The sequence below is a fragment of the Streptomyces sp. NPDC087263 genome (genome assembly GCF_044744645.1).
GTDB lineage: Bacteria > Actinomycetota > Actinomycetes > Streptomycetales > Streptomycetaceae > Streptomyces.
On record NZ_JBIUYT010000010.1, the window covers coordinates 245,344 to 270,413 of the forward strand.

Below are 25,070 nucleotides of genomic sequence, written 5' to 3' on the forward strand. Positions count from 1 at the left end.
TACTCCCGTAACAATGGAGTGTGATCTCTCCGGTCTCCTCGATCCCCCGGAGCGCCCACCGGCCCAGGCCGGAGGCGACTCCCTACGTCGACCTCACCCGTGCCGAGTGGAGCGCGCTGCGCGAAAAGACGCCGCTCCCGCTGAACGCCGAGGAGGTCGAGAAGCTGCGCGGTCTCGGCGATGTCATCGACCTCGACGAGGTGCGGGACATCTACCTCCCGCTGAGCCGCCTCCTCAACCTCTACGTAGGCGCGACCGACGGCCTGCGCGGCGCCCTGAACACCTTCCTCGGCGAGAAGGGTTCCCAGTCCGGCACGCCCTTCGTCATAGGCGTCGCCGGCTCGGTGGCCGTCGGCAAGTCCACGGTCGCCCGTCTCCTCCAGGCCCTGCTCTCCCGCTGGCCCGAACACCCGCGCGTCGAGCTGGTCACCACGGACGGCTTCCTGCTCCCCACCAAGGAGCTGGAGGCGCGCGGCCTGATGTCACGGAAGGGCTTCCCCGAGTCGTACGACCGTCGGGCGCTCACCCGGTTCGTCGCGGACATCAAGGCGGGCAAGGACGAGGTGACGGCCCCCGTCTACTCACACCTCATCTACGACATCGTCCCCGGCCGGCGGCTCACGGTCCGCCGCCCGGACATCCTGATCGTCGAGGGCCTGAACGTCCTACAGCCCGCCCTCCCCGGCCAGGACGGCCGCACCCGCGTCGGCCTCGCCGACTACTTCGACTTCAGCGTGTACGTCGACGCCCGCGCCGAGGACATCGAGGCCTGGTATCTCAACCGCTTCCGCAAACTCCGCGCCACCGCCTTCCAGGACCCCTCCTCGTTCTTCCGCAAGTACACCCAGGTCTCCGAGGAGGAGGCCCTCGACTACGCCCGTACGACCTGGCGGACCATCAACAAGGTCAATCTCCTGGAGAACGTGGCCCCGACCCGCGGCCGCGCAACGCTGGTCATCCGCAAGGGTCCGGACCACAAGGTGCAGAAGCTGAGCCTGCGCAAGCTGTGACTACGCTGCGGGCATGCTGCACCTCCGCCTCATCACCCCACCCGACCGCACCGACGAAGTCCTACGCCTGATCGAGAACACGGTCGGCACCGCCCACCTCGTGGTCATGCCGGGTACCGCCCGCAACCCGGCCGGCGACGTCGTGATGGTCGACGTCGCACGTGAGGCGGGCGACGAACTCATCGGCGCCCTGCGGGACTTGGACCTAGACAAGACCGGGTCGATCGCCATCGAGAACATCGACCTGTCGCTCTCCATGCGCGCCGACAAGGCGGCGGACGAGGCGCCGGGCGAGGGTGTGGACGCGGTGCTGTGGGAACACCTGGCGGACGCGACACACGAGGAGTCGACGCTCACCGTCACCTACGTGGGGCTCCTGGCGGTCGCGACGATGCTCGCGGCCTGCGGTGTGATGCTCGACAACGCGATCCTGATCGTCGGCGCGATGGCCGTGGGCCCGGAGTTCGGGCCGCTCGCCGGGATCTCCACGGCGCTGGTGCGGCGCGCCCCGCACCTGGTGTGGCGGTCACTGTGGGCGCTGCTCGCCGGGTTCGCCGTCGCCATGGTGCTGACGGCGGGCTTCAGTTGGCTGCTGGACGCGCTCGGGCTGTTCGAGAGGTCGATGGTGGAGGCGGCCCGGCCGAACACGGCCTTCATCTGGAAGCCCGACTGGATGTCGTTCGTGGTGGCGTTCCTGGCCGGTATCGCCGGGACCCTGTCCCTCACCTCGGCCAAGTCGGGCGCCCTGATCGGCGTCGCGATCTCGGTGACGACGGTCCCGGCGGCCGCCAACGCCGCCGTGGCCTTCAGCTACACGGACTACTCCCAGACGTGGGGCTCCACCTGGCAGCTTCTCGCCAACCTCGGCGGCATCATCGCCGCCGGCACGCTCACCCTGCTCGCCCAGAAGTACTTCTGGGCGAGACAGCGCGCGCGTACGGCCTCGTAACTCTCCTAACCGAGCGCGGACTTCACCGCGTCCGCGAGCCGCCCGGCCACCGACCGCGCATGGTCGATGTCGGCGGCCTCGACCATCACCCGTACGAGCGGCTCGGTACCGGACGGGCGGAGCAACACCCGCCCGGTGGAACCGAGTTCACGCTCGGCGTCGGCAACGGCCGTCGCCAGCTCGGCCGAGGTGCCCACCCGTGATCTGTCGACGTCCGGCACATTGATGAGCACCTGCGGCAGCCGCTCCATGACGGACGCGAGATCCCGCAGCGTACGGCCGGACTGGGCGACCCGGGCCGCGAGGAGCAGCCCGGTCAGCGTGCCGTCGCCGGTGGTGGCGTGGTCGAGGATGATCACGTGCCCGGACTGCTCGCCGCCGAGCGCGTACCCGTGCTCCTTCATGGCCTCAAGGACGTAACGGTCACCGACCGCCGTCTGCACGAAGGACAGTCCCTCGCGCTCCATGGCGAGCTTGAACCCCAGATTGGACATGACAGTCGCGACAACGGTGTCGGAGCGCAGTGCGGAACGCTCCCGCATCGCCAGCGCGAGAACAGCCAGAATCTGGTCGCCGTCCACCTCGGCACCCGTGTGGTCCACGGCGAGGCAGCGGTCGGCGTCGCCGTCGTGCGCGATGCCGAGGTCGGCGCCGTGTTCGAGAACGGCGGCCTGGAGTTTCTCCAGGTGGGTGGAGCCACACCCGTCGTTGATGTTGAGCCCGTCCGGCTCGGCACCGATCGTGATGATCTCGGCGCCGGCCCGCGTGAAGGCCTCGGGCGACACCCGGGCGGCGGCGCCGTGCGCCTCGTCCAGGACGACCTTCAGACCGTCGATGCGGTTCGGGAGTACGGCGACCAGGTGGGCGACGTACTGGTCGAAGCCCTCGTCGTACGAGCGCACGCGCCCCACGCCCGAGCCGGTCGGCCGGTCCCAGGGAGCGCCGGTGCGGTGCTCCTCGTAGACGCCCTCGATCCGGTCCTCCAGCTCGTCGGCGAGCTTGTGGCCACCGCGTGCGAAGAACTTGATGCCGTTGTCGGGCATGGCGTTGTGGCTGGCGGAGAGCATCACGCCGAGGTCGGCGCCCAGCGCGCCGGTGAGGTACGCCACCGCAGGGGTGGGCAGCACACCGACGCGCAGGACGTCCACGCCCGCGCTGGCCAGACCGGCGACCACGGCGGCCTCCAGGAACTCCCCGGACGCACGCGGATCACGACCGACCACCGCGACCGCCCGGTGGCCTTCGAACGTGCCCGCCTCGGCCAGTACGTGCGCCGCCGCGACGGACAGACCGAGCGCGAGCTCGGCCGTCAGATCCGCGTTGGCGACACCGCGCACGCCGTCCGTGCCGAAGAGTCGTCCCACTTGTCCTCCTGAGGAAGCTTCAGAATTCGAAAGTCATCCGATCACACGAGCCCTTGAGCACCTTGTGCCGTTATACGCCTAAGGCCGTGATAAACGAACGCCCCGGCGGCACTGTGGCGTGCCGCCGGGGCGTTCGGACGTACTACGCGTAACTCCACGTGCTCGACTGACCACACGTGCTACGCGTACGAGCAGGCAGCGAAGATTAACGCTTGCTGTACTGCGGGGCCTTACGGGCCTTCTTGAGACCGGCCTTCTTGCGCTCGACCGCACGGTCGTCGCGCTTGAGGAAGCCGGCCTTCTTGAGGGCGCCGCGGTTGTTGTCGACGTCGGCCTCGTTCAGCGCGCGGGCGACACCGAGACGGAGCGCACCGGCCTGACCGGAGACGCCGCCACCCGTGATGCGGGCGACAACGTCGTAGCGGTTGTCGAGCTCGAGCACCTTGAAGGGCTCGTTGACTTCCTGCTGGTGCACCTTGTTGGGGAAGTACTCCTCAAGGGTGCGACCGTTGATCTTCCACTTGCCGGTGCCCGGGACGATCCGGACGCGGGCGATGGCTTCCTTGCGACGGCCCAGGCCGGCGGCCGGCTGCGGGTCGCCGAAGCGGCCCGCGAGCGACTCCGAGGTGTACTCGCCCTCGACGGGCGGCACCTCGGACTCGGTGGTGTAGCTCTCGACGTTCTCGACGTTCTCGACGAGCTCGGTCTCAGTCTCTTCGACCGGCTGCTCAGCGGTGGTCTCGGCCACGATTTTCCTCAGATTCTCTTTGTCTTAGGGGGTGGCCGGAACTACTGCGCGACCTGGGTGATCTCGAACGGCACCGGCTGCTGGGCAGCGTGCGGGTGCTGGTCGCCCGAGTAGACCTTCAGCTTCGAGAGGCACTGACGGCCCAGGGTGTTCTTGGGGATCATGCCCTTGATGGCCTTCTCGACGGCCTTCTCGGGGTTCTTCGCCAGCAGCTCGTCGTAACGAACCGAACGCAGACCACCCGGGTAACCGGAGTGGCGGTACGCCATCTTCTGGGTCTTCTTGTTGCCGGAGAGGTGCACCTTGTCGGCGTTGATGATGATGACGAAGTCACCAGCATCAACGTGAGGGGCGTAAATCGGCTTGTGCTTGCCCCGCAGAATGGTCGCGGCAGTGGTTGCCAGACGGCCCAGGACGACATCCTGAGCGTCGATGACGTACCACTGGCGAGTGATGTCGCCGGGCTTGGGGCTGAACGTACGCACGGTCGTAGCCTTCGCTTCTTCAGTGAGTGGGTCCTGACATGGCCACCACGGACGATCACGACAGCCCTGACCGCACTGCGGTGACGCATACCGCGTGCTGGTCGCTGGTCATCGGCCCCGGTGGACCGGTGTAAGGGCCTCTCACGTGAGAATGAGCAAGCCAATACACATAACGAAGGTTCAGCGTACCTGGGCTGCCCCGGACGGGTCAAAACGCGTCCCCGGGGCCGACACCTGCGCCGACCATGTCTCGTACGAATGTACGAAATCAGAGCGGCCCCCGCACGCCGGGTGACGTGACGTACCAACCACCCGGAGATGTCACTTTTGCCGTACGCGGTCAGGTCGTACCAGAGTCTCAGGTGCCCGGCGAAGCGGAACGACACACCCCAACGCCCGTCTAAGATGCGGCGCATGAGCTATGGGCAGGGTGGGCAGGGGCAGCCCCCGTGGGATCCCTGGAATTCGGGATCGCAGCGGCCTCAGTGGGTCAGCCAGTCGGACGACCGGACTCCGGACTGGGCGGCGCTCGCCGACGCCTCCGAGTCGCGCAACAAACGCCGCAGACTACTGCTGATCTGCGGCGGAGCGCTCGCCACCGTCGCGGTCGGCGTCGCCGTCGCGGTGGCTGTGGTGTCCGCGAACGGCACCAGCCAGGCCGCGGACTCGCCCAGCAACCTGCCCGCCACCGCGGACATCCCGAGCGGCACCACCGGGCTCACACCGTCCTTCGAGCCGACCTCGGCCCCTCCGCCGCTGAACCCGGAGGAGTTCATATCCAGCGTGAAGAAGGACACAGCACCACTCAGCCCGGACATCCTCTTCCCCGGTTCGTCGCTGACCCTGGTTGACCGTGTCTACCTCAAGGGCCAGAAGTCCGACACGACGAACTGCGCCTCGGCCGCGAAGGGCACGCTCGCCACGATCCTCACCAAGAACGACTGCACGCGCCTCATGCGCGTCACCTACACCAAGGACGGCGTCGCGGCGACAGTCGGCATCGCCGTCTTCGACACCGAGGCCCAGGCGACCAAGGCCAAGGGCGAGGCGGACGCCAAGAGCATCTTGGCCTCGCTCTCCGGCGGCGACGTCAAGGCCTTCTGCAATTCCGCGGTGTGCCGCTCGACCACCAACTCCTACGGCCGCTACGCCTACTTCACCCTCGCCGGCTTCACCGACGGCAAGGACGTGACCACGAAGGACACCGCGGTCTTCACGACCGGGGACGACCTCGCCGAGTTCGCCTTCCGCCAGATCCGCCAGCGCGGCGAGACCCAGGCGTCGGCGGCGGCCAACGAGTAGGCCTACGGGCAACGCGGTAGGCCACCACGCAACGTGGTGGTCCACCACGCAAGGCGGTAGGCCACCACGCAACGCTGGGAAGCCACCGCCACCCACACCCCCGTCACACGGGCGCACAGCGGGTCTGCGGGTCTGTCGGCCTTCCCGTCAGCCTGCCAGCCGGTCAGCCGGTCAGCCGGTCAGCAGCATCCCGCCGACGGCAACGTCCGCTTGTTCCGCGCCTCCTTGCTCCGCGCGGCCAGCAACGCGTCGGCCGGGTAACCGACTTCTTCGAGCGTCAGCCCGTGCGGCCGTACGACATGAACGGCCGAGTCCCGTACGCCGGCACCCAGTACCTTCCCGGGCCACTCGGGCCCCCGATGCCCGTCCCCCACGAACAGCAGCGCCCCGATCAGCGACCGCACCATGTTGTGGCAGAAGGCGTCGGCGCGAACCGTCGCGGTGATGATCCCGTCGCCCCCGCGCACGAGGCTCAGCTCCTGAAGCGTACGAATGGTCGTGGCCCCCTCCCGCTTCTTGCAGTAGGCGGCGAAGTCGTGCTCTCCGAGAAGGAGTTGGGCGGCCTCGTTCATGGCGTCCACGTCGAGCGGCCAGTCGTGCCACAGGACGTGGCCCCGCAGCAGCGGATCGACGCCACCGGGGCTGTCGGTCACCCGGTACGCATACCGCCGCCAGACCGCTGAGAACCGGGCGTTGAACCCACTGGGCGCCTCGGCCAGCGACCAGACCCGCACGTCCTTCGGCAGTCTCCCGGCCAGCCGCTTCAGCAGCTTCTCCCGGTGCTCGCCCCACACGTCCTCGGGCAGATCGACATGCGCCACCTGCCCCCGCGCGTGCACCCCGGCGTCGGTCCGCCCGGCCACGGTCAGCTCATACGTGGCGTCCCCCGACCGCGTCACCGTCCGCAGGGCATCCTCGATCTCGCCCTGCACGGTCCTACGCCCACTGGCCTGCTTGGCCCACCCGGAGAACTCCCGCCCGTCATACCCCAGATCCAGCCGCACCCGCACAAACCCAGTTTCCGCTTCATCACTCACAGACAGATCCTCTCAGGACGACGGGGACAGCAGCATGCCGCCCAGCCGGACCCGCAGCCGCGCACGGCCCCCCGCCCCCACCGGGGGAACGCGAAAGCGGGCCCGCCCCGAAGGGGGCGGACCCGCTCACACACGAGCAGAAGCTCAGGCGTCCTTGGACTCGTCGCCCTCGGCCACAGCCGGCTTCGCGTCCTCGACGACCTCGTCGGCAGCCTCGGTCTCGACCGGGGCGTCCTTCGGGGCGTCGTCCTTCTTGAGGACGTCTTCCTTGACGGCACGCTTCGTCGCCGCCTCGGCCTCACCGGTGGCCGCCTGGGCCACGGTCAGTGCCTCCACCAGCTCGATGACAGCCATGGGCGCGTTGTCGCCACGGCGGTTACCGATCTTGGTGATACGGGTGTAGCCACCCGGACGGTTCTCGTAACGCGGGCCGATCTCGGTGAAGAGCGTGTGCACGATGCTCTTGTCCGTGATCACCGTGAGCACCTGGCGGCGGTTGTGAAGGTCACCCTTCTTCGCCTTGGTGACCAGACGCTCCGCGTACGGGCGCAGGCGCCGGGCCTTCGCCTCCGTGGTGGTGATGCGGCCGTGCTCGAAGAGCGACTTCGCAAGGTTCGCGAGGAGCAGCTTCTCGTGCGCGGCGCTGCCGCCCAGACGGGCACCCTTGGCGGGCTTCGGCATGGTGTTTCTCCTTCGTATCTGCCCCGGCCGTATCAGGTACCGAGGTCAGTGTCCGAGCAGGCGATCGCCCGTCGGAGATCCGGGACCCCGAAAGGTCCCGGAGGTGTGGCTCCCGAGCAGTACTGGTCGGTCAGTACTGCTCGGTCTCCACGAAACCCGCGTCCACGTCGTCGTCGGCGCCAAAGGCGTCGGCGGCTGCGGTCGGGTCGAATCCGGGCGGGCTGTCCTTGAGGGCCAGGCCCATGCCGGCCAGCTTCGCCTTGACCTCGTCGATGGACTTCGCACCGAAGTTACGAATGTCGAGGAGGTCGGCCTCGGAGCGTGCGACGAGCTCACCCACGGAGTGGATGCCCTCACGCTTGAGGCAGTTGTAGGACCGAACGGTGAGCTCGAGCTCCTCGATCGGCAGGGCGAGATCAGCGGCAAGGGCGGCGTCCGTCGGGGACGGACCCATGTCGATGCCCTCGGCGTCGATGTTGAGCTCACGGGCAAGCCCGAACAGCTCGACCAGCGTCTTACCCGCGGACGCCATGGCGTCACGCGGGCGCATCGCCTGCTTGGTCTCGACGTCGACGATCAGCTTGTCGAAGTCGGTCCGCTGCTCGACACGCGTGGCCTCGACCTTGTACGTGACCTTCAGAACCGGCGAGTAGATCGAGTCGACCGGAATACGACCGATCTCCTGTCCCACCTGCTTGTTCTGAACGGCGGAGACGTAGCCGCGACCGCGCTCGACGGTCAGCTCCATCTCCAGCTTGCCCTTGCCATTGAGCGTGGCGAGGACGAGGTCGGGGTTGTGCACCTCGACACCGGCCGGGGGCGCGATGTCGGCGGCGGTGACCAGACCCGGACCCTGCTTACGCAGGTACATCACGACCGGCTCATCGTGCTCACTGCTCACGACGAGCTGCTTGATGTTGAGGATCAGGTCGGTGACGTCCTCCTTGACGCCCGGCACGGTGGTGAACTCGTGCAGGACACCGTCGACGCGGATGGACGTGACCGCCGCACCCGGGATCGAGGAGAGGAGCGTACGACGCAGGGAATTGCCAAGGGTGTAACCGAAGCCCGGCTCCAGCGGCTCGATCACGAACCGGGAACGGAACTCGTCGACGACCTCTTCGGTCAGCGACGGGCGCTGAGCAATAAGCATGAAGGAGTCCTTCAGTCAGGGGCACCCACTATTTGATGCCCTTGCCACCGGGTGGTAGCCCGATGTGTTCCAGCTACAAGGGTACGGGCGGCACGGCCCCGAAAGGCCATACCGCCCGGACCCCCGGAAAACTAAGACAACCGTGCGTCAGACGCGGCGGCGCTTGGGCGGACGGCAGCCGTTGTGCGGGGTGGGGGTGACGTCCTGGATGGAGCCGACCTCGAGGCCAGTGGCCTGGAGGGAACGGATCGCGGTCTCGCGACCGGAGCCCGGGCCCTTCACGAAGACGTCAACCTTGCGCATGCCGTGCTCCTGCGCGCGACGGGCGGCCGACTCGGCGGCCATCTGCGCGGCGAAGGGGGTGGACTTGCGCGAGCCCTTGAAGCCGACGTGGCCGGCGGAGGCCCAGGAGATCACGTTGCCCGCGGGGTCCGTGATCGAGACGATCGTGTTGTTGAACGTGCTCTTGATGTGGGCGTGCCCATGAGCGACGTTCTTCTTTTCCTTGCGGCGCACCTTCTTGGCAGCGCCCTGACGACCCTTGGGGGGCATCTATAACTCCTACGGGGAGGTGGTCGGTCCTACAGCGAAGACCGCTGATGAAGCGTTGTCCGCTGAGGACTACTTCTTGCCCGGCTTCTTCTTACCGGCGATCGCGCGACGCGGGCCCTTGCGGGTACGAGCGTTCGTGCTGGTGCGCTGACCGTGAACGGGCAGACCGCGACGGTGACGCAGACCCTGGTAGCAGCCGATCTCGACCTTGCGGCGGATGTCGGCCTGCACCTCGCGACGGAGGTCACCCTCGGTCTTGAAGTGGGCGTCCACGTACTCGCGGATCTTGACCAGCTCCTCCTCGGAGAGGTCACGAACGCGGGTGTTCGGGTTGACGCCGGTCTCGGCCAGCGTCTTCTGCGAGAGGGTCCGGCCGATGCCGAACACGTAGGTGAGCGCAACCTCCACGCGCTTTTCGCGCGGGATGTCAACACCGGAAACGCGTGCCATTCAATGGCTCCAGTTGTCGTTCGGAGGTCTTCCGCAAAGCCGGTTCCCGTCCGCCGTCCTCTTCACGTCGAAGATTCGGTACGAATCGGGTCCCCGGCCTCCGACCGGGGGTGTCAGGCCTGATGCGACTCAGCCCTGGGCTCTGCGTATGAACACGTACTACTTGCGTCGCGCGAAGTATCTGCGGAAGCAGAAGGTCGGTCGTGCGTCAGCCCTGGCGCTGCTTGTGGCGCGGGTTTTCGCAGATGACCATGACCCGGCCGTGACGGCGGATCACCCTGCACTTGTCGCAGATCTTCTTGACGCTCGGCTTGACCTTCATTGGTGAGGTTCTCCGGGTCAGTGCCACCACCCCGCGGAAGCGGGGCACAGGCAAGATCTACTTGTACCGGTAGACGATCCGGCCACGCGTCAGGTCGTACGGAGACAGCTCCACCACGACCCTGTCGTCAGGGAGGATGCGGATGTAGTGCATACGCATCTTGCCGCTGATGTGTGCCAGAACCTGGTGGCCGTTCTGGAGCTCAACCTTGAACATTGCGTTCGGAAGAGACTCGACGACAGTGCCCTCGATCTCGATGGCACCTTGCTTCTTGGCCACGCTTCGCCCTTCGAATCGACTACCTTGATCGACTCCGTACGAGCGCATGCAGACATGCGGGTGCACGAGAGCCGACGAGTCAGTCTACGTCAGCGCACCCGGAAAGACGAATCGAGGGAGAATGCCCGACTTCAAAGATCATTAACCAGAACCCCTACAGCAGACGGCCCCGAACCGCCGACAGAAAGATCGAAATCGCGGCAGCTCAGGCACCGACACGGCACGTCGGTGCCCGCCCGACACGGCGCCGGCCCAAGGCCGGAAGCCCCCTGTCGCAGCAGCCTCGGGCCCCGCACGGAACGACTACACCAACGGATCCGGCGCAGCCACAACCCCGTACTCCGCCAGCTTCGCCCGCCCACCATCCGGAGCCGTCAACACAAGCGGCCCCTCCTCCGTCAACGCCACGGAATGCTCCCAGTGCGAGGACCAGGTCCCGTCCGTCGTGATGACGGTCCAGTTGTCCTCCAGCACTTCGGTCTTCGGTGTGCCCAGCGACACCATCGGCTCGATGGCGAGGCAGAACCCCGGGACCAGCTTTGGTCCCTTGCCGCGCCGGCGCTCGACGTAGTTGAGGAGGTGCGGGTCCATGTGCATCTCGGTGCCGATGCCGTGGCCGCCGTAGTCCTCGACGATCCCGTACCGGCCGCCGCCGACCTTGGGCTGGCGGCGGATGTACGTCTCGATGGCGCGGGAGACGTCGACGAGCCGGTTCCCCAGCTTCATCGCGGCGATGCCCGCCCACATCGACTCCTCGGTCACCCGGGAGAGCTCGATGAGCTCCGGGGCGTGACCGGTGCCCACGAACGCGGTGTACGCGGCGTCGCCGTGCCAGCCGTCGACGATCGCGCCGGCGTCGATGGAGATGATGTCGCCGTCCTTGAGGACGGTCTTGTCGTCCGGGATGCCGTGGACGACGACCTCGTTGGCCGAGGTGCAGATGGTGGCCGGGAAACCGCCGTACCCGAGGAAGTTCGACTTGGCCCCGTGCTCGGCGAGCACCTTGCGCGCGACCTCGTCCAGGTCCTTCGTGGTGGCTCCCGGCACGGCTGCCTCACGGGTTGCCGCGTGGATGGCGGCGACGACCAGGCCCGCCTCACGCATCTTGGCGATCTGCTCGGGGGTCTTGATCTGCACCATGGCGACTGCGGCCTTCCTTGACCGGAGAGAACGGACTACTCCAACGATACGGGTGCCCCCACCTGCCCCGCGGACCAAGGCACCCAAACCACGACGCCCCCGCGGTCCCCCTCGGAAGCGGACACCCACGGCCGGGGACACCCACGGCCGGGGGGACACCAGCCTCACCCCCGCCCCCGCGCCGACCGGGACGCACGCGCCACGGCAGTACAGGCAAGGCCTCACACACGCGTACGACACGGCACCCGGCCCAGGGGTCCCTCCCCCACCCGCGGCGCGCTCCAAGGCACAACTCGGCCCCAGGCAGGCCCCACTGGCAAGCAACCGGCACGCCCCGGGGCCGCAGGCCCCACCACACACTTCGGCCGCGGCACCCCCAGGGTGCCGCGGCCGAAGCAACGCACTACTTACCGCTCAACGCGCCCCGCGAGATCACGCATTCCCGCGAGCCAACGCCTCCATCGCACGCCCCGTGACCTCTTCCACCTTGCCGAGCGCGGAGATCGTGACGACCAGGCCCTGGGCCTTGTAGTAGTCGATGATCGGCTCGGTCTGCGTGTGGTAGACCTCGAGGCGCGTGCGCACGGTCTCCTCGGAGTCGTCGTCACGCTGGTACAGCTCGCCGCCACAGACATCGCACACGCCGTCCTTCTTCGGCGGCTTGTACGTGACATGGAAAACGTGCGCCGATTCGTTCCGGCAGACGCGACGGCCGGCGATCCGCTTGACCACCTCGTCCTCGGGAACCTCAAGGTCCAGCACCGCGTCGAGCTTCATGCCTTCGTTCTTCAGCATCTCGTCGAGCGCCTCGGCCTGCGAGACGTTACGAGGGAAGCCGTCGAGCAGGAAGCCGTTCTCCGCGTCCGGCTGCTCCATGCGGTCCTTGGCCATCCCGATGGTGACCTCGTCCGGTACCAGTTCGCCCTTGTCCATGTAGGACTTCGCCAGCTTGCCGAGTTCCGTCTGCCGACTGATGTTGGCGCGGAACAGGTCGCCCGTGGAGATGTGCGGGATCGACAGGTTCGCGGCGAGAAACGCGGCCTGCGTTCCCTTGCCGGCGCCGGGCGGCCCGACGAGGACGATTCGCATCAGCGGAGGAACCCTTCGTAATTGCGCTGCTGGAGCTGGCTCTCAATCTGCTTCACCGTCTCCAGACCGACACCCACGATGATCAGGATGCTGGTGCCACCGAACGGGAAGTTCTGGTTTGCCCCGAAACCAACCAACGCCATCGTCGGCACGAGAGCGATCAGACCCAGATACAGCGAACCCGGCCAGGTGATCCGGTTGAGTACGTAGCTCAGGTACTCAGCAGTCGGCCGACCAGCCCGGATGCCCGGGATGAAGCCACCATACTTCTTCATGTTGTCGGCTACTTCTTCGGGGTTGAAGGAGATCGCGACGTAGAAGAAGGCGAAGAAAACGATCAACAAGAAGTAGACCGTGATGTAGATCGGGTGGTCACCCTTGGTCAGGTTCGTCTCGATCCAGGTCTTCCAGCTGGACGTTCCGCTGGAGAACTGAGCGATCAGAGCCGGGATGTAGAGCAGCGACGAGGCGAAGATCACAGGGATGATGCCCGCCTGGTTGACCTTCAGCGGAATGTACGTAGACGTGCCGCCGTAGGACCGGCGGCCGATCATGCGCTTCGCGTACTGGACCGGGATACGGCGCTGAGCCTGCTCGACGAAGACCACCAGGCCGACCATGACGAGGCCGACCAGGATGACCGTGACGAACTCGATCCAGCCGTCGGCCAGCGTGCCCTGGGTCTTGATGGTCCACAGCGCGGCCGGGAAGGTCGCGGCGATCGAGATGAACATCAGGATCGACATGCCGTTGCCGATGCCGCGGTCGGTGATGAGCTCACCCAGCCACATGACCATGGCCGTACCGGCGGTCATGGTGATGACCATCGTGATGGTGACGAAGATCGACTGGTCGGGCACGATCTCGGTGGCCACCTGGCAGCCACTGAAGAGCGCGCCGCTGCGGGCGGTGGCGACCAGACCGGTGCCCTGGAGGATGGCCAGCGCCACCGTCAGGTAACGGGTGTACTGCGTGATCTTGGCGGTACCGGCCGAGCCCTCTTTCTTGAGGGCTTCCAGGCGCGGGATCACCACGGTCAGCAGCTGGAGGATGATGCTCGCCGTGATGTACGGCATGATGCCCAGCGCGAAGATCGTGATCTGCAACAGCGCGCCACCACTGAACATGTTGACCAGACCGAAGAGACCCTGGCTGCTGCCCTTGGCCACGTCGATACAGGTCTGCACGTTCTGGTAGTCGACACCTGGGATCGGGATGTGGGTACCCACCCGATAGACCACGATGATGCCGAGCGTGAAGAGCAGCTTCTTGCGCAGGTCGGGCGTCTTGAACGCCCGGGCGAACGCGGTGAGCACGGTGCCTCCTGCGACCCCCGCGCTTCTGCGTCAGAGGTGACGGTCTTGAGGTTCGACGGATGTCTGACAGCTAACCAACAGTCAAAGGCCGCCCGGAGTTCCCTTGGGACTCACCGGACGATATTCGGCAGCGCAGGCCACCTTACCGGCGACACTGCCCCCCTAGGAACGACCAACCGGGGATGCCCCTTTTGTGGGCACCCCCGGCTGGGATCGCTCAAGTCATCGAGACGCCTGCTGAATTCAGACGAGCTCGGTGACGGTACCGCCGGCGGCGGTGATCTTCTCCTTGGCGGAGCCGGAGACGGCGTCAACCGTCACCTGCAGTGCCACGGAGATCTCGCCCTGGCCGAGGACCTTGACGAGGCTGTTCTTGCGAACCGCACCGTTGGCGACGAGCCCCTCGACGGTGACCTCGCCACCCTCCGGGTACAGCGACGCCAGCTTGTCGAGGTTCACGACCTGGTACTCGGTCTTGAACGGGTTCCGGAAGCCCTTGAGCTTCGGGAGACGCATGTGGAGGGGCATCTGGCCACCCTCGAAGCGCTCCGGAACCTGGTAACGGGCCTTCGTGCCCTTGGTACCACGACCGGCCGTCTTACCCTTCGACGCCTCACCACGACCCACACGGGTCTTGGCGGTCTTGGCGCCCGGGGCGGGACGGAGGTTGTGGATCTTGAGCGGGCTGTTTTCCGCCATGATCAGTCGACCTCCTCAACCGTCACGAGGTGGCGGACGGTGTGCACCATTCCGCGGAACTCGGGGCGGTCCTCCTTGACGACCTGCGTGTTGATGCCCTTGAGACCAAGGGAGCGCAGGGTGTCACGGTGGTTCTGCTTGCTGCCGATGTACGACTTCGTCTGCGTGACCTTGAGGCGAGCCATTACGCACCCGCTCCCGCACGTGCACGGAGCAGAGCCGCGGGGGCGACGTCCTCGAGGGGCAGACCGCGGCGGGCCGCGATCTCCTCGGGACGCTGCAGGCCCTTGAGGGCCGCCACGGTCGCGTGCACGATGTTGATCGCGTTGGACGAGCCGAGCGACTTCGACAGGATGTCGTGAACGCCGGCGCACTCCAGGACAGCACGCACCGGGCCACCGGCGATAACGCCGGTACCGGGGGAAGCAGGCTTGAGCAGGACGACGCCCGCGGCCTTCTCGCCCGTGATCGGGTGCGGGATGGTGCCCTGGATACGGGGGACCTTGAAGAAGTGCTTCTTGGCCTCTTCAACACCCTTGGCGATCGCGGCCGGCACCTCCTTGGCCTTGCCGTAACCGACACCGACGGTGCCGTCACCATCGCCCACTACGACGAGCGCAGTGAAGCTGAAGCGACGACCACCCTTCACAACCTTGGCGACGCGGTTGATCGCGACTACGCGCTCAACGTACGCGGTCTTCTCAGCGGCAGCAGCGCCGCCGTCACGGCCCTTCCGGTCCCGCCGCTCGCCGCCACCGGCACCGCTTCCGCGGCGCTGGGGTCCAGCCATTGGATTACCTCTCTCTTTTTCCGCTAGCTACGCAGCGACCGAAGTCGCTAGCGCGACGGGCGACTCAGAACTTGAGTCCCGCTTCGCGGGCGGCGTCCGCCAGAGCGGCAATGCGCCCGGCGTACTGGTTTCCACCACGGTCGAATACGACGACCTCGACACCGGCGGCCTTGGCGCGCTCGGCAACCAGGGCGCCGACCGACTTGGCCTGCGCGGACTTGTCGCCCTCGGCACCGCGGACCGTGGTGTCCAGGGTCGACGCCGACGCCAGGGTGTGACCCTTAACGTCGTCGATGACCTGGGCCACGATGTGGCGGTTGGAGCGCGTCACGACCAGGCGCGGACGCTCAGCCGTACCCGAGATGTGCTTACGGATCCGGATGTGACGACGCTTGATGGCAGCACGCTTGTAAGCGTCGCCCTTAGCAATCTTGACACCGTATGCCATGGCTTACTTACCCGCCTTTCCGACCTTGCGCCGGACGACTTCGCCCTCGTACTTGACGCCCTTGGCCTTGTACGGGTCGGGCTTGCGCAGCTTGCGGATGTTGGCCGCAACCTCTCCGACCTTCTGCTTGTCGATGCCCTCGACCGAGAAGTGCGTCGGGTTCTCGACCTTGAACGAGATGCCCTCGGGCGCCTCGACCGTGATCGAGTGGCTGTAGCCGAGCGAGAACTCCAGGTTGGAGCCCTTCGCCAGGACGCGGTAACCGACACCGCTGATTTCGAGCTTCTTCACGTAACCCTGGGTCACGCCGGTGATCATGTTCGCCACCAGCGTGCGGGACAGGCCGTGCAGGGCCTTGTTCTGACGCTCGTCGTTCGGGCGGGTGACATTGAGAATGCCGTCCTCACCCTTGGCGACATCGATCGGTGCCGCGACGGTGTGGGAGAGAGCGCCCTTGGGGCCCTTCACCTGGACCGTACGTCCGTCGATGGTGACGTCCACGCCGGCGGGAACCGTGATGGGGAGCTTGCCAATACGCGACATAGCTTTTTCCTCCGTTCCCTTCCGCTACCAGACGTAGGCGAGAACTTCTCCGCCTACGCCCTTCTTGCCGGCCTGCTGTCCAGTGAGGAGACCGTGCGACGTGGAGATGATCGCCACGCCGAGGCCACCGAGCACCTTGGGCAGGGAGGTGGACTTCGCGTACACACGCAGACCCGGCTTCGAGATCCGCTTGATGCCCGCAATGGAGCGCTCACGGTTCGGGCCGAACTTCAGCTCGAGGACGAGCTTCTTGCCGACCTCGGCATCCTCGACCTTCCAGCCGGTGATGAAGCCCTCCTGCTGGAGGATCTCCGCGATGTGAGACTTGATCTTGCTGTGCGGCATCGCGACATCGTCGTGGTACGCCGAGTTCGCGTTACGCAGACGAGTAAGCATGTCTGCGATGGGATCAGTCATGGTCATGAATTGGCCTTCGGCCTCTCTCGCCGGGGTTTCCAGTGCGCCATCCCTCTCCCCACTCAGTGGCGGGACGGGTGCGGTGCGGGGACCTACGGCGTAGTAAGTCGTACGGGCGGCAGGCGCCCAACCCTCCTAGCCTAAGCCATGGAGAGCAGGGCACCTTACCGACCCATTGCTTACCGAGAGCCTCGGGTAATCCCGAACGTCCTACGGACGGTGGAGGATTACCAGGAGCTCTTGGTCACGCCCGGCAGCTCGCCACGGTGAGCCATCTCACGAAGGCAGATGCGGCACAGGCCGAACTTGCGGTACACGGAGTGCGGACGGCCGCAGCGCTGGCAGCGCGTGTAGCCACGTACGCCGAACTTGGGCTTACGAGCAGCCTTGGCAATCAGAGCCTTCTTCGCCATCTCGGTTACGCCTCCTTGAAGGGGAAGCCGAGGTGACGGAGAAGGGCACGGCCCTCAGCGTCGTTGGTCGCCGTGGTGACCACGGTGATGTCCATACCCCGGACGCGGTCGATCTTGTCCTGGTCGATCTCGTGGAACATGACCTGCTCCGTGAGACCGAAGGTGTAGTTGCCACGCCCGTCGAACTGCTTGGGGGACAGACCACGGAAGTCGCGGATGCGCGGAAGCGCGAGCGACAGGGTGCGGTCCAGGAACTCCCACATGCGGTCGCCACGGAGCGTGACGTGGGCACCGATCGGCTGACCTTCACGCAGCTTGAACTGCGCGATGGACTTGCGGGCCTTGGTGACGGCCGGCTTCTGACCGGTGATCGTGGTCAGGTCACGGACGGCACCGTCCATGAGCTTCGAGTCACGGGCGGCGTCGCCGACACCCATGTTGACCACGATCTTGACGAGCCCGGGAACCTGCATGACGTTCGCGTACGCGAACTCTTCAAGCAGCTTGCCCGCGATCTCCTCGCGGTACTTCGTCTTGAGACGCGGAGTCGTGGTGGTAGTCATCAGATGTCCTCACCCGTCCGCTTGGCAACGCGGATCTTGTTGCCCTCATCGTCGAAGCGGTAACCGACACGCGTGACAACCTTGTTGCCGTCCTTCTCAACGACCAGCTGGACGTTGGAGACGTGGACGGGCGCCTCGGTCGTGACGATGCCGCCGGCCTGCGAACCCTTCGCGGTCGGGCCGGCCTTGGTGTGCTTCTTGACCCGGTTGACACCCTCGACCAGGACGCGGTCCTCGCGGGGGTAGGCCGCAATGACCTTGCCCTGCTTGCCCTTGTCCTTGCCGGTGATGACCTGAACCGTGTCACCCTTCTTGATCTTCATGCTTACAGCACCTCCGGCGCGAGCGAGATGATCTTCATGAACTTCTTCTCGCGCAGCTCCCGGCCCACCGGGCCGAAGATACGGGTGCCACGAGGGTCGCCGTCGTTCTTGAGAATGACAGCGGCGTTCTCGTCGAAGCGGATGTACGAGCCGTCCGGACGGCGGCGCTCCTTGACGGTGCGAACGATGACCGCCTTGATGACGTCACCCTTCTTCACGTTGCCACCGGGGATCGCGTCCTTGACGGTGGCGACGATGACGTCGCCGATGCCCGCGTAGCGGCGACCTGAGCCACCGAGCACACGGATGCAAAGGATTTCCTTCGCACCAGTGTTGTCGGCGACACGCAGTCGCGACTCCTGCTGGATCACGTCTATCTCCTGATTGTCTGCCGGTTCCCGGGGCGGAAGCACCGGTTAGGGCGCTCCCGCCCCGAGCCTGGCGGAACCAACTTCAGGGAAACCCCTGAAGTAATTACTTGGCCTTCTCGAGGATCTCGACGATGCGCCAGCGCTTCGTCGAGGACAGCGGCCGGGTCTCCATCAGGAGGACACGGTCGCCGACGCCGGCGGCGTTCTGCTCGTCGTGGGCCTTGAGCTTGCTGGTACGGCGGATGACCTTGCCGTACAGCGCGTGCTTCACGCGGTCCTCGACAGCGACGACGACGGTCTTGTCCATCTTGTCGCTGACGACGAGACCCTCACGGGTCTTGCGGAAGCCACGGGCTTCAGCGGTCTCAGTCACATTGCTCTCACTCATCAGGCGCTCTCCACCGTCTCGATGCCCAGCTCGCGCTCACGCATCAGGGTGTAGATCCGCGCGATGTCCTTGCGGACGGCCTTGAGCCGCCCGTGGTTCTCGAGCTGACCGGTCGCCGCCTGGAAGCGGAGGTTGAACAGCTCTTCCTTGGCTTCGCGAAGCTTCGCGAGAAGCTCCTCGTCACCCAGTTCGCGCAGCTCGGACGCCTTGGTACCGGCCGACATCACGCTTCACCTGCCTCGCGCTTGACGATCCGGCACTTCATCGGCAGCTTGTGCGCTGCGCGAGTGAGGGCCTCACGGGCGATCTTCTCGTTGGGATAGGACAGTTCGAACATGACCCGGCCCGGGTGCACGTTCGCGACCCACCACTCGGGCGAACCCTTACCGGAACCCATGCGGGTCTCGGCAGGCTTCTTGGTCAGCGGGCGGTCCGGGTAGATGTTGATCCAGACCTTGCCGCCACGCTTGATGTGGCGGGTCATCGCGATACGCGCCGCCTCGATCTGGCGGTTGGTCACGTAAGCCGGCGTGAGGGCCTGAATGCCGTACTCGCCGAACGAAACCTGCGTACCGCCCTTGGCCTGACCACGGCGCTTCGGGTGGTGCTGCTTGCGGTGCTTGACCCTACGGGGGATCAGCATTTCGGTCAGGCCTCCGTTCCGGTGCTCTCAGCCGGAGCGGCAGCGGCGGCGGGAGCGTCGGCCTTGGGGGCCTCGGCAGCCGGCGCGGACTGCTGCTGCGGCTTGCGGCCGCGGCCGCCACGCTCGCCACCACGGGCACCGCCACGGGCCGGGCGGTCAGCGCCGCCACCCGCGCCACCGCGCGCCGGGCGGTTACCCGCACGGGCCGCGGCGTTCTCGGCGCGGACCTCGGCGATGTTCTTGACGTTGCCCTTGTAGATCCAGACCTTCACACCGATGCGGCCGAAGGTCGTCTTGGCCTCGAAGAAGCCGTAGTCGACGTTCGCGCGGAGGGTGTGCAGGGGCACACGGCCCTCGCGGTAGAACTCCGAGCGGGACATCTCGGCGCCGCCGAGACGGCCACCACACTGGATCTTGATGCCCTTGGCGCCGGCCTTCATCGACGACTGCATGCTCTTACGCATGGCGCGGCGGAAGGAGACGCGGGAGGACAGCTGCTCGGCAACGGCCTGAGCAACCAGCTGAGCGTCCGTCTCGGGGTTCTTGACCTCGAGGATGTTCAGCTGGACCTGCTTGCCCGTGAGCTTCTCGAGGTCGCCGCGGATGCGGTCGGCCTCGGCGCCACGGCGGCCGATGACGATGCCGGGACGCGCGGTGTGGATGTCCACCCGCACGCGGTCACGGGTGCGCTCGATCTCCACCTTCGAGATGCCGGCGCGCTCCATGCCGGACGTCATCATCCGACGGATGGCGACGTCTTCCTTGACGTAGTCCTTGTACAGCTTGTCGGCGTACCAACGGGACTTGAAGTCCGTGGTAATGCCGAGCCGGAACCCATGCGGGTTAACCTTCTGGCCCATTACCGGGTTCCTTCCTTGCTGCTGACGACCACGGTGATGTGGCTGGTCCGCTTGCGGATCCGGTAGGCACGGCCCTGGGCACGCGGACGGAACCGCTTCAGGGTCGGACCTTCGTCGACGTACGCCTCAGAGATGACGAGGCTGCCGGCGTCGGTGTGGTCGTAGTTGTGCGCGGCGTTGGCGATGGCGCTGTCAAGCACCTTGCCTACCGGCACGCTCGCGGCCTGCGCGGCGAAACGCAGGACCGCCTGAGCCTCCGTGGCATCCATGCCACGGATAAGGTCCACCACGCGGCGGGCCTTCATGGGCGTAACGCGGATGTACCGCGCCTGGGCCCTGGCTTCCATGGTTGTCCTTCCAGTGTCTGTCATGGTCGAATCCACCCCGCGCTAGCGGCGCTTCGTCTTCCGGTCGTCCTTGACGTGACCCCGGAAGGTGCGCGTCGGCGAGAACTCGCCGAGCTTGTGGCCGACCATCGACTCGGTGACAAACACCGGGATGTGGATCTTGCCGTTGTGCACCGCGATCGTGTGACCGAGCATGGCCGGGATGATCATCGAGCGACGGGACCAGGTCTTGATGACGTTCTTGGTACCGGCTTCGTTCTGTACGTCCACCTTCTTTACGAGGTGTCCGTCGACGAAGGGCCCCTTCTTGAGACTGCGCGGCATCTAAACCCGCTCCTAGCGCTTCTTGTTCGACTTGCGGCGGCGGACGATGTACTTGCTCGAAGCCTTCTTCGGCGAGCGAGTACGACCCTCCTTCTGACCCCACGGGGAGACCGGGTGGCGACCACCGGAGGTCTTGCCCTCACCACCACCGTGCGGGTGGTCAACCGGGTTCATCGCCACACCGCGAACGGACGGGCGGACGCCCAGCCAGCGCTTGCGGCCGGCCTTGCCCCAGTTGATGTTGCTCTGCTCGGCGTTGCCGACCTCGCCGACCGTGGCGCGGCAGCGCTGGTCGACCAGGCGGATCTCACCGGAGGGCATGCGGAGGTGGGCCATGGTGCCCTCCTTCGCGAGCAGCTGCACCGAGGCACCGGCGGAGCGGGCGAACTTGGCGCCGCCACCCGGACGGAGCTCGATCGCGTGGATCGTGGTACCGACCGGGATGTTGCGGAGCGCCAGGTTGTTGCCCGGCTTGATGTCGGCCCCGGGACCGTTCTCGACGCGGTCACCCTGCGACAGGTTGCGGGGGGCGAGGATGTAACGCTTCTCGCCGTCCGCGTAGTGAAGCAGCGCGATGCGCGCGGTGCGGTTGGGGTCGTACTCGATGTGCGCGACCTTCGCCGGCACGCCGTCCTTGTCGTGACGACGGAAGTCGATCACTCGGTAGGCGCGCTTGTGTCCGCCACCCTGGTGGCGAACGGTCACACGACCGGAATTGTTACGGCCGCCCTTGCTGTGCAGGGGGCGAACCAGCGACTTCTCCGGCGTGGACCGCGTGACCTCGACGAAGTCGGCGACGCTGGAGCCACGGCGGCCCGGCGTAGTCGGCTTGTACTTGCGGATTCCCATTTCTCAGTCCTCGTCCGATATTCGGACCAGGGCGCTCCGTTAGGAGGCCTGGCCGAAGATGTCGATACGGTCGCCCTCAGCGAGGGTCACGATCGCGCGCTTGGTGTCAGCACGCTTACCGAAACCGCTCTTGGTCCGCTTGCGCTTACCCTGACGGTTGATCGTGTTGACGCCGGTGACCTTGACCGAGAAGACCGCCTGGACGGCCTGCTTGATCTGGGTCTTGTTGGCGCCCGGCGCGACGACGAAGGTGTACTTGCCCTCGTCGAGCAGCGCGTAGCTCTTCTCGGAGACGACCGGCTTCAGCAGCACGTCACGGTGGTCCGTGAACGACTTACTGATCGGCGTCTCGACGGTGTTCTTGCCCTCGGTCTCGTGGCGCTTCGCCTTGGCGATGCGCGCGACCTTCTTGGCCTTGGCGGCCTTCGAGGCAATGCTCGGGTGACGCGTAGCCATCAGGCTTCGCTCCCTTCGGTGTCAGCAGCCGATCCAGCCGGCGCGCCAGACACGAAGGACTCGAAGGCGGCCTGGGTGAAGACCACGTCGTCCGAGACGAGAACGTCGTACGTGTTCAGCTGGCCCGGCTCCAGGATGTGGACCTGGGGCAGGTTGCGCGCGGAAAGCAGCGCGGCCTCGTTCGAGCGCTCGATGACCAGGAGCACGTTCTTGCGCTCCGAGATCTTGCCGAGGAAGCTCTTCGCGGCCTTGGTGGAGATGGCCTCGCCGTCGATCACGTCGGTGATGACGTGGATGCGAGCGTTGCGGGCCCGGTCGGTGAGGGCGTGGCGCAGGGCCGCGGCCTTCATCTTCTTCGGGGTCCGCTGCGAGTAGTCACGCGGCGTGGGGCCGTGGACGACGCCACCGCCGGCGAACTGCGGGGCGCGGGTCGAACCCTGACGGGCGCGGCCGGTGCCCTTCTGGCGGTAAGGCTTGCGGCCACCACCGCGGACCTCGCCACGACGCTTGACCTTGTGCGTGCCCTGACGGGCAGCGGCCAGCTGCGCGACGACGACCTGGTGGAGCAGCGGGATGCTGATCTTCTCTACGTCGAAGATCTCGGCCGGGAGCTCAACGGTCCCGGCGATGTCGCCGGAGGGCGACTGAATGTCAATGGTGGTCATGTCCTCAGACCCCCTTGGCCGCGGTACGGACCAGGACGAGGCCGCCGTTCGGACCGGGGATGGCTCCCTTGATGAGGAGCAGTCCCTTCTCCGCGTCAACAGCGTGAACGGTCAAATTCTGGGTGGTGACCCGCTCGTTGCCCATGCGGCCCGCCATGCGCATGCCCTTGAAGACACGGCCAGGGGTGGCACAGCCACCGATGGAGCCGGGAGAGCGGTGCTTGCGCTGGACACCGTGTCCGGCGCCGAGGCCCTTGAAGTTGTGACGCTTCATGACACCGGCGAAGCCCTTGCCCTTGCTCTTGCCGGTCACGTCCACCTTGACGCCGGCCTCGAAGGTCTCGGCGGTGATCTCCTGGCCGAGGGTGTACTCGCTGGCGTCAGCGGTACGGATCTCGACGAGGTGGCGGCGGGGGGTGACGTCGGCCTTGGCGAAGTGACCCTTGAGGGGCTTGTTCACCTTGCGAGGGTCGATCTCGCCGAAGGCGATCTGGACCGACTCGTAGCCGTCGGAGTCATTCGTACGGACCTGGGTCACGACGTTCGGACCGGCCTTGACGACGGTGACGGGAACAACACGGTTGTTCTCGTCCCACACCTGCGTCATGCCGAGCTTCTCGCCCAGGATGCCCTTGATCTGCTTAGCCATTCTCAGATCACCGGCCCTTAGAGCTTGATCTCGATGTCGACACCGGCCGGGAGGTCGAGTCGCATCAGGGAGTCAACGGTCTTGGGCGTCGGGTCGAGAATGTCGATCAGGCGCTTGTGCGTGCGCATCTCGAAGTGCTCGCGCGAGTCCTTGTACTTGTGCGGCGACTTGATGACGCAGTACACGTTCTTCTCAGTGGGCAGCGGCACCGGGCCCGCGACCGACGCACCAGTACGCGTCACCGTCTCGACGATCTTCTTCGCCGAGGAATCGATGACCTCGTGGTCGTAGGCCTTGAGCCGGATGCGGATCTTCTGTCCCGCCATGGCTACTCAGTAGTCCTTTGTCTAGTGAAACGCTCCGGAACCCGGGGGTTCGCGTCCTGTCCTCCGACCCACGCGGTCGGGTGTGTCGCGCTCCTGCCGCACAGATATCCGTTACGGATTTCCCTACGAGGGACGCGGCTCGCCCGAAAGCAACCGCTGGACCGGGGGCTGAACACCCACCGGGCGCCTGGCCTGCACCCCGCTGACACTTCCCGAAAGATTCCCGTACGTCCGCCCCAGCGCTGCCTTACGGCAGTTGGGGCGACGAGTACTGTGGGACTCGCTTCCGGTCCTCCCGACGGGAGGCGCGCAGCATCGGCGCTCGACCGAGCAACTCCGACAGTCTGCCATACGGGGTATGGGCCTGGCTAATCGAGCCGGAGAGAATACCCCGGGAGTGACGCACGTCAAACGCGGGTCGTTCCGGCCGGGCGATTCGCTGCCGAATTCACACCTCACACGCCCCGCGGGGGGCTGCCCTGTGTTCTTGATCAAGGCGCACCGGGCAGGACCAGCCTGGCTGGTTCCATCCGGCGCTGCCCAGAACACGCCTTAGGGCGACGGGCGACCTATTCCCATCACGCCGCATCACGCGGTGCTCCTCCGCTCCCAAATCCAGAGACACCGGCGACATACGGAACCCACCTGCTCAAGGGCGGCGTCCGCGCAGGGCCTTCCACGCGTCACTGAACGCCTCCTCGGACCGCAACCACCAGCCCTCCAGCTTGTCGCGCACGGTTACAAGCACCCACCGCCGCTTGAACCACGGTGGCAGCTTCCGAAACGGTACGTACCCCAGCGTGTCCCTGATGGGGTGCTCGGCGACGCCGCCAGGCCCTTCGGCACGCAGGGCCGCGTACAGCTCCGGGGTCAACTCCCCATTGAGCCGGGCAGCATGACCGGCCGCAGTGAACGCGAACCCCCGCTGGCCGACGTCCGGCAGCCGCAGCGCCTTGACAATCCGGGGCGACGCCTCCTCCAGCGAGCACTGGAACGCCAACCCGATCACCGCCGTACCGAGATGACCCTCGCCACGCTCGAACGCCGCGTCCACCTCGGCAGGATCGTCGATACCGATCAGGCCCTCGCCGCTTTTCCAGTCCCATTCGGACGCCATGG

The 25,070-nt window shown here is 66.4% G+C and carries 38 protein-coding genes; 3 read left to right on the top strand and 35 right to left on the bottom strand.

Annotated features, from left to right (window positions below; genetic code table 11):
• Positions 1 to 20: 20 nt before the first annotated feature.
• Together coaA and ACIPC1_RS30740 are read left to right on the top strand one after the other, a co-directional pair.
• Positions 21 to 1,010, top strand: a complete 990-nt coding sequence (gene coaA, locus ACIPC1_RS30735; RefSeq protein ID WP_384380458.1) for a type I pantothenate kinase — start codon at positions 21 to 23, stop codon at positions 1,008 to 1,010.
• A gap of 13 nt (positions 1,011 to 1,023) precedes the next feature.
• On the top strand, positions 1,024 to 1,959 hold the full coding sequence (locus tag ACIPC1_RS30740) for a DUF389 domain-containing protein (protein WP_402522834.1): 936 nt from the start codon (positions 1,024 to 1,026) through the stop codon (positions 1,957 to 1,959).
• 5 nt (positions 1,960 to 1,964) lie between these two features.
• On the opposite strand, the gene glmM is transcribed toward ACIPC1_RS30740, so the two are convergent.
• The 3 genes from glmM to rplM form a co-directional block, all read right to left on the bottom strand.
• Positions 1,965 to 3,323 (bottom strand): phosphoglucosamine mutase, encoded by a 1,359-nt coding sequence (gene glmM, locus ACIPC1_RS30745; RefSeq protein ID WP_384380452.1) that lies wholly within the window; start codon positions 3,321 to 3,323, stop codon positions 1,965 to 1,967.
• Positions 3,324 to 3,528: 205 nt separating this feature from the next.
• Complete coding sequence (rpsI, locus tag ACIPC1_RS30750) at positions 3,529 to 4,071, bottom strand: 30S ribosomal protein S9 (protein WP_402522837.1); 543 nt, start codon at positions 4,069 to 4,071, stop codon at positions 3,529 to 3,531.
• Positions 4,072 to 4,112: 41 nt separating this feature from the next.
• A complete protein-coding gene (gene rplM, locus ACIPC1_RS30755; protein WP_365436862.1) occupies positions 4,113 to 4,556 on the bottom strand; it encodes a 50S ribosomal protein L13 in 444 nt (147 codons plus the stop codon).
• 414 nt (positions 4,557 to 4,970) lie between these two features.
• Here rplM and ACIPC1_RS30760 point away from each other — a divergent pair, with 414 nt between their 5' ends.
• Positions 4,971 to 5,858 carry a hypothetical protein gene (locus ACIPC1_RS30760; RefSeq protein ID WP_402522839.1) on the top strand — a complete coding sequence of 296 codons (888 nt, stop codon included), beginning with the start codon at positions 4,971 to 4,973 and terminating at the stop codon, positions 5,856 to 5,858.
• 179 nt (positions 5,859 to 6,037) lie between these two features.
• Here the strand turns inward: ACIPC1_RS30760 and truA are convergent, their stop codons facing one another.
• From truA to ACIPC1_RS30920, 32 genes are all read right to left on the bottom strand, one after another.
• Positions 6,038 to 6,895: a tRNA pseudouridine(38-40) synthase TruA gene (gene truA / locus ACIPC1_RS30765; protein WP_402522842.1), complete on the bottom strand. Its 858-nt coding sequence runs from the start codon at positions 6,893 to 6,895 to the stop codon at positions 6,038 to 6,040.
• Between the two features lie 144 nt (positions 6,896 to 7,039).
• A complete protein-coding gene (rplQ, locus tag ACIPC1_RS30770) occupies positions 7,040 to 7,576 on the bottom strand; it encodes a 50S ribosomal protein L17 (RefSeq protein WP_402522844.1) in 537 nt (178 codons plus the stop codon).
• A gap of 130 nt (positions 7,577 to 7,706) precedes the next feature.
• Positions 7,707 to 8,729, bottom strand: coding sequence for a DNA-directed RNA polymerase subunit alpha (locus tag ACIPC1_RS30775; protein WP_046583607.1), 1,023 nt, complete (start codon positions 8,727 to 8,729; stop codon positions 7,707 to 7,709).
• 147 nt (positions 8,730 to 8,876) lie between these two features.
• The gene (gene rpsK, locus ACIPC1_RS30780; protein ID WP_006376016.1) at positions 8,877 to 9,281 is read right to left on the bottom strand and encodes a 30S ribosomal protein S11; all 405 of its coding nucleotides are present in this window, start codon (positions 9,279 to 9,281) and stop codon (positions 8,877 to 8,879) included.
• A gap of 69 nt (positions 9,282 to 9,350) precedes the next feature.
• Positions 9,351 to 9,731 (bottom strand): 30S ribosomal protein S13, encoded by a 381-nt coding sequence (gene rpsM / locus ACIPC1_RS30785; RefSeq protein ID WP_365442195.1) that lies wholly within the window; start codon positions 9,729 to 9,731, stop codon positions 9,351 to 9,353.
• A gap of 208 nt (positions 9,732 to 9,939) precedes the next feature.
• The gene (rpmJ, locus tag ACIPC1_RS30790; protein ID WP_003998809.1) at positions 9,940 to 10,053 is read right to left on the bottom strand and encodes a 50S ribosomal protein L36; all 114 of its coding nucleotides are present in this window, start codon (positions 10,051 to 10,053) and stop codon (positions 9,940 to 9,942) included.
• A gap of 57 nt (positions 10,054 to 10,110) precedes the next feature.
• Positions 10,111 to 10,332 (bottom strand): translation initiation factor IF-1, encoded by a 222-nt coding sequence (gene infA, locus ACIPC1_RS30795; protein ID WP_003948620.1) that lies wholly within the window; start codon positions 10,330 to 10,332, stop codon positions 10,111 to 10,113.
• A 303-nt stretch (positions 10,333 to 10,635) separates the two neighbouring features.
• Positions 10,636 to 11,472 carry a type I methionyl aminopeptidase gene (gene map / locus ACIPC1_RS30800; RefSeq protein ID WP_402522847.1) on the bottom strand — a complete coding sequence of 279 codons (837 nt, stop codon included), beginning with the start codon at positions 11,470 to 11,472 and terminating at the stop codon, positions 10,636 to 10,638.
• Positions 11,473 to 11,904: 432 nt separating this feature from the next.
• On the bottom strand, positions 11,905 to 12,561 hold the full coding sequence (locus tag ACIPC1_RS30805; protein ID WP_402522849.1) for an adenylate kinase: 657 nt from the start codon (positions 12,559 to 12,561) through the stop codon (positions 11,905 to 11,907).
• Positions 12,561 to 13,877: a preprotein translocase subunit SecY gene (gene secY, locus ACIPC1_RS30810; protein ID WP_402522851.1), complete on the bottom strand. Its 1,317-nt coding sequence runs from the start codon at positions 13,875 to 13,877 to the stop codon at positions 12,561 to 12,563. The genes ACIPC1_RS30805 and secY overlap by 1 nt, the downstream gene beginning before the upstream one ends.
• 243 nt (positions 13,878 to 14,120) lie before the next feature.
• Entirely contained in the window at positions 14,121 to 14,576 is a 456-nt protein-coding gene (rplO, locus tag ACIPC1_RS30815; RefSeq protein WP_329255929.1) for a 50S ribosomal protein L15, read from the bottom strand.
• A gap of 2 nt (positions 14,577 to 14,578) precedes the next feature.
• Positions 14,579 to 14,761 carry a 50S ribosomal protein L30 gene (gene rpmD / locus ACIPC1_RS30820; RefSeq protein ID WP_055553514.1) on the bottom strand — a complete coding sequence of 61 codons (183 nt, stop codon included), beginning with the start codon at positions 14,759 to 14,761 and terminating at the stop codon, positions 14,579 to 14,581.
• The gene (rpsE, locus tag ACIPC1_RS30825; protein WP_006376045.1) at positions 14,761 to 15,366 is read right to left on the bottom strand and encodes a 30S ribosomal protein S5; all 606 of its coding nucleotides are present in this window, start codon (positions 15,364 to 15,366) and stop codon (positions 14,761 to 14,763) included. Before rpsE ends, rpmD begins: the two co-directional genes overlap by 1 nt.
• Positions 15,367 to 15,430: 64 nt before the next feature.
• On the bottom strand, positions 15,431 to 15,814 hold the full coding sequence (rplR, locus tag ACIPC1_RS30830) for a 50S ribosomal protein L18 (protein ID WP_384380419.1): 384 nt from the start codon (positions 15,812 to 15,814) through the stop codon (positions 15,431 to 15,433).
• A gap of 3 nt (positions 15,815 to 15,817) precedes the next feature.
• On the bottom strand, positions 15,818 to 16,357 hold the full coding sequence (rplF, locus tag ACIPC1_RS30835) for a 50S ribosomal protein L6 (RefSeq protein ID WP_384380415.1): 540 nt from the start codon (positions 16,355 to 16,357) through the stop codon (positions 15,818 to 15,820).
• A 24-nt stretch (positions 16,358 to 16,381) separates the two neighbouring features.
• Complete coding sequence (gene rpsH / locus ACIPC1_RS30840; RefSeq protein ID WP_081218894.1) at positions 16,382 to 16,780, bottom strand: 30S ribosomal protein S8; 399 nt, start codon at positions 16,778 to 16,780, stop codon at positions 16,382 to 16,384.
• Positions 16,781 to 17,001: 221 nt separating this feature from the next.
• A complete protein-coding gene (locus ACIPC1_RS30845; RefSeq protein ID WP_261705331.1) occupies positions 17,002 to 17,187 on the bottom strand; it encodes a type Z 30S ribosomal protein S14 in 186 nt (61 codons plus the stop codon).
• Between the two features lie 5 nt (positions 17,188 to 17,192).
• On the bottom strand, positions 17,193 to 17,750 hold the full coding sequence (gene rplE, locus ACIPC1_RS30850; RefSeq protein WP_365442181.1) for a 50S ribosomal protein L5: 558 nt from the start codon (positions 17,748 to 17,750) through the stop codon (positions 17,193 to 17,195).
• Complete coding sequence (gene rplX, locus ACIPC1_RS30855; RefSeq protein WP_266455993.1) at positions 17,750 to 18,073, bottom strand: 50S ribosomal protein L24; 324 nt, start codon at positions 18,071 to 18,073, stop codon at positions 17,750 to 17,752. Before rplX ends, rplE begins: the two co-directional genes overlap by 1 nt.
• 2 nt (positions 18,074 to 18,075) lie before the next feature.
• Entirely contained in the window at positions 18,076 to 18,444 is a 369-nt protein-coding gene (rplN, locus tag ACIPC1_RS30860) for a 50S ribosomal protein L14 (protein WP_003992364.1), read from the bottom strand.
• A gap of 103 nt (positions 18,445 to 18,547) precedes the next feature.
• A complete protein-coding gene (rpsQ, locus tag ACIPC1_RS30865) occupies positions 18,548 to 18,832 on the bottom strand; it encodes a 30S ribosomal protein S17 (protein ID WP_327431000.1) in 285 nt (94 codons plus the stop codon).
• A complete protein-coding gene (rpmC, locus tag ACIPC1_RS30870; protein ID WP_003998824.1) occupies positions 18,832 to 19,056 on the bottom strand; it encodes a 50S ribosomal protein L29 in 225 nt (74 codons plus the stop codon). Before rpmC ends, rpsQ begins: the two co-directional genes overlap by 1 nt.
• Complete coding sequence (gene rplP / locus ACIPC1_RS30875) at positions 19,056 to 19,475, bottom strand: 50S ribosomal protein L16 (RefSeq protein WP_099500627.1); 420 nt, start codon at positions 19,473 to 19,475, stop codon at positions 19,056 to 19,058. Before rplP ends, rpmC begins: the two co-directional genes overlap by 1 nt.
• A gap of 5 nt (positions 19,476 to 19,480) precedes the next feature.
• Positions 19,481 to 20,335 carry a 30S ribosomal protein S3 gene (rpsC, locus tag ACIPC1_RS30880; RefSeq protein WP_384380408.1) on the bottom strand — a complete coding sequence of 285 codons (855 nt, stop codon included), beginning with the start codon at positions 20,333 to 20,335 and terminating at the stop codon, positions 19,481 to 19,483.
• A complete protein-coding gene (gene rplV / locus ACIPC1_RS30885) occupies positions 20,335 to 20,682 on the bottom strand; it encodes a 50S ribosomal protein L22 (protein WP_266456014.1) in 348 nt (115 codons plus the stop codon). Before rplV ends, rpsC begins: the two co-directional genes overlap by 1 nt.
• A 42-nt stretch (positions 20,683 to 20,724) precedes the next feature.
• Positions 20,725 to 21,006, bottom strand: coding sequence for a 30S ribosomal protein S19 (gene rpsS, locus ACIPC1_RS30890; RefSeq protein ID WP_384380405.1), 282 nt, complete (start codon positions 21,004 to 21,006; stop codon positions 20,725 to 20,727).
• 12 nt (positions 21,007 to 21,018) lie between these two features.
• Positions 21,019 to 21,855 carry a 50S ribosomal protein L2 gene (gene rplB, locus ACIPC1_RS30895; RefSeq protein WP_043676819.1) on the bottom strand — a complete coding sequence of 279 codons (837 nt, stop codon included), beginning with the start codon at positions 21,853 to 21,855 and terminating at the stop codon, positions 21,019 to 21,021.
• A 39-nt stretch (positions 21,856 to 21,894) separates the two neighbouring features.
• Positions 21,895 to 22,311: a 50S ribosomal protein L23 gene (gene rplW, locus ACIPC1_RS30900; RefSeq protein WP_385737179.1), complete on the bottom strand. Its 417-nt coding sequence runs from the start codon at positions 22,309 to 22,311 to the stop codon at positions 21,895 to 21,897.
• Positions 22,311 to 22,976 carry a 50S ribosomal protein L4 gene (gene rplD, locus ACIPC1_RS30905; protein ID WP_402522858.1) on the bottom strand — a complete coding sequence of 222 codons (666 nt, stop codon included), beginning with the start codon at positions 22,974 to 22,976 and terminating at the stop codon, positions 22,311 to 22,313. The genes rplW and rplD overlap by 1 nt, the downstream gene beginning before the upstream one ends.
• A gap of 4 nt (positions 22,977 to 22,980) precedes the next feature.
• On the bottom strand, positions 22,981 to 23,625 hold the full coding sequence (gene rplC / locus ACIPC1_RS30910) for a 50S ribosomal protein L3 (RefSeq protein WP_365442167.1): 645 nt from the start codon (positions 23,623 to 23,625) through the stop codon (positions 22,981 to 22,983).
• Positions 23,626 to 23,642: 17 nt separating this feature from the next.
• Entirely contained in the window at positions 23,643 to 23,951 is a 309-nt protein-coding gene (gene rpsJ, locus ACIPC1_RS30915; RefSeq protein WP_003948644.1) for a 30S ribosomal protein S10, read from the bottom strand.
• A 649-nt stretch (positions 23,952 to 24,600) separates the two neighbouring features.
• Positions 24,601 to 25,068 carry a hypothetical protein gene (locus ACIPC1_RS30920; protein WP_402522860.1) on the bottom strand — a complete coding sequence of 156 codons (468 nt, stop codon included), beginning with the start codon at positions 25,066 to 25,068 and terminating at the stop codon, positions 24,601 to 24,603.
• Between the last annotated feature and the right edge of the window lie 2 nt (positions 25,069 to 25,070).

Coding starts and splice junctions, on each gene's coding strand:
- ACIPC1_RS30740 (WP_402522834.1), top strand. CDS start 1,024: ATGCTGCACCTCCGCCTCATCACCCCACCCGACCGCACCGACGAAGTC.
- ACIPC1_RS30760 (WP_402522839.1), top strand. CDS start 4,971: ATGAGCTATGGGCAGGGTGGGCAGGGGCAGCCCCCGTGGGATCCCTGG.
- rplQ (WP_402522844.1), bottom strand. CDS start 7,576: ATGCCGAAGCCCGCCAAGGGTGCCCGTCTGGGCGGCAGCGCCGCGCAC.
- ACIPC1_RS30775 (WP_046583607.1), bottom strand. CDS start 8,729: ATGCTTATTGCTCAGCGCCCGTCGCTGACCGAAGAGGTCGTCGACGAG.
- rpsK (WP_006376016.1), bottom strand. CDS start 9,281: ATGCCCCCCAAGGGTCGTCAGGGCGCTGCCAAGAAGGTGCGCCGCAAG.
- rpsM (WP_365442195.1), bottom strand. CDS start 9,731: ATGGCACGCGTTTCCGGTGTTGACATCCCGCGCGAAAAGCGCGTGGAG.
- rpmJ (WP_003998809.1), bottom strand. CDS start 10,053: ATGAAGGTCAAGCCGAGCGTCAAGAAGATCTGCGACAAGTGCAGGGTG.
- map (WP_402522847.1), bottom strand. CDS start 11,472: ATGGTGCAGATCAAGACCCCCGAGCAGATCGCCAAGATGCGTGAGGCG.
- ACIPC1_RS30805 (WP_402522849.1), bottom strand. CDS start 12,561: ATGCGAATCGTCCTCGTCGGGCCGCCCGGCGCCGGCAAGGGAACGCAG.
- rplO (WP_329255929.1), bottom strand. CDS start 14,576: ATGGCGGAAAACAGCCCGCTCAAGATCCACAACCTCCGTCCCGCCCCG.
- rpmD (WP_055553514.1), bottom strand. CDS start 14,761: ATGGCTCGCCTCAAGGTCACGCAGACGAAGTCGTACATCGGCAGCAAG.
- rpsE (WP_006376045.1), bottom strand. CDS start 15,366: ATGGCTGGACCCCAGCGCCGCGGAAGCGGTGCCGGTGGCGGCGAGCGG.
- rplR (WP_384380419.1), bottom strand. CDS start 15,814: ATGGCATACGGTGTCAAGATTGCTAAGGGCGACGCTTACAAGCGTGCT.
- rplF (WP_384380415.1), bottom strand. CDS start 16,357: ATGTCGCGTATTGGCAAGCTCCCCATCACGGTTCCCGCCGGCGTGGAC.
- rpsH (WP_081218894.1), bottom strand. CDS start 16,780: ATGACCATGACTGATCCCATCGCAGACATGCTTACTCGTCTGCGTAAC.
- ACIPC1_RS30845 (WP_261705331.1), bottom strand. CDS start 17,187: ATGGCGAAGAAGGCTCTGATTGCCAAGGCTGCTCGTAAGCCCAAGTTC.
- rplE (WP_365442181.1), bottom strand. CDS start 17,750: ATGACTACCACCACGACTCCGCGTCTCAAGACGAAGTACCGCGAGGAG.
- rplX (WP_266455993.1), bottom strand. CDS start 18,073: ATGAAGATCAAGAAGGGTGACACGGTTCAGGTCATCACCGGCAAGGAC.
- rpsQ (WP_327431000.1), bottom strand. CDS start 18,832: ATGAGTGAGAGCAATGTGACTGAGACCGCTGAAGCCCGTGGCTTCCGC.
- rpmC (WP_003998824.1), bottom strand. CDS start 19,056: ATGTCGGCCGGTACCAAGGCGTCCGAGCTGCGCGAACTGGGTGACGAG.
- rplP (WP_099500627.1), bottom strand. CDS start 19,475: ATGCTGATCCCCCGTAGGGTCAAGCACCGCAAGCAGCACCACCCGAAG.
- rpsC (WP_384380408.1), bottom strand. CDS start 20,335: ATGGGCCAGAAGGTTAACCCGCATGGGTTCCGGCTCGGCATTACCACG.
- rplV (WP_266456014.1), bottom strand. CDS start 20,682: ATGGAAGCCAGGGCCCAGGCGCGGTACATCCGCGTTACGCCCATGAAG.
- rpsS (WP_384380405.1), bottom strand. CDS start 21,006: ATGCCGCGCAGTCTCAAGAAGGGGCCCTTCGTCGACGGACACCTCGTA.
- rplB (WP_043676819.1), bottom strand. CDS start 21,855: ATGGGAATCCGCAAGTACAAGCCGACTACGCCGGGCCGCCGTGGCTCC.
- rplW (WP_385737179.1), bottom strand. CDS start 22,311: ATGGCTACGCGTCACCCGAGCATTGCCTCGAAGGCCGCCAAGGCCAAG.
- rplD (WP_402522858.1), bottom strand. CDS start 22,976: ATGACCACCATTGACATTCAGTCGCCCTCCGGCGACATCGCCGGGACC.
- rplC (WP_365442167.1), bottom strand. CDS start 23,625: ATGGCTAAGCAGATCAAGGGCATCCTGGGCGAGAAGCTCGGCATGACG.
- rpsJ (WP_003948644.1), bottom strand. CDS start 23,951: ATGGCGGGACAGAAGATCCGCATCCGGCTCAAGGCCTACGACCACGAG.
- ACIPC1_RS30920 (WP_402522860.1), bottom strand. CDS start 25,068: ATGGCGTCCGAATGGGACTGGAAAAGCGGCGAGGGCCTGATCGGTATC.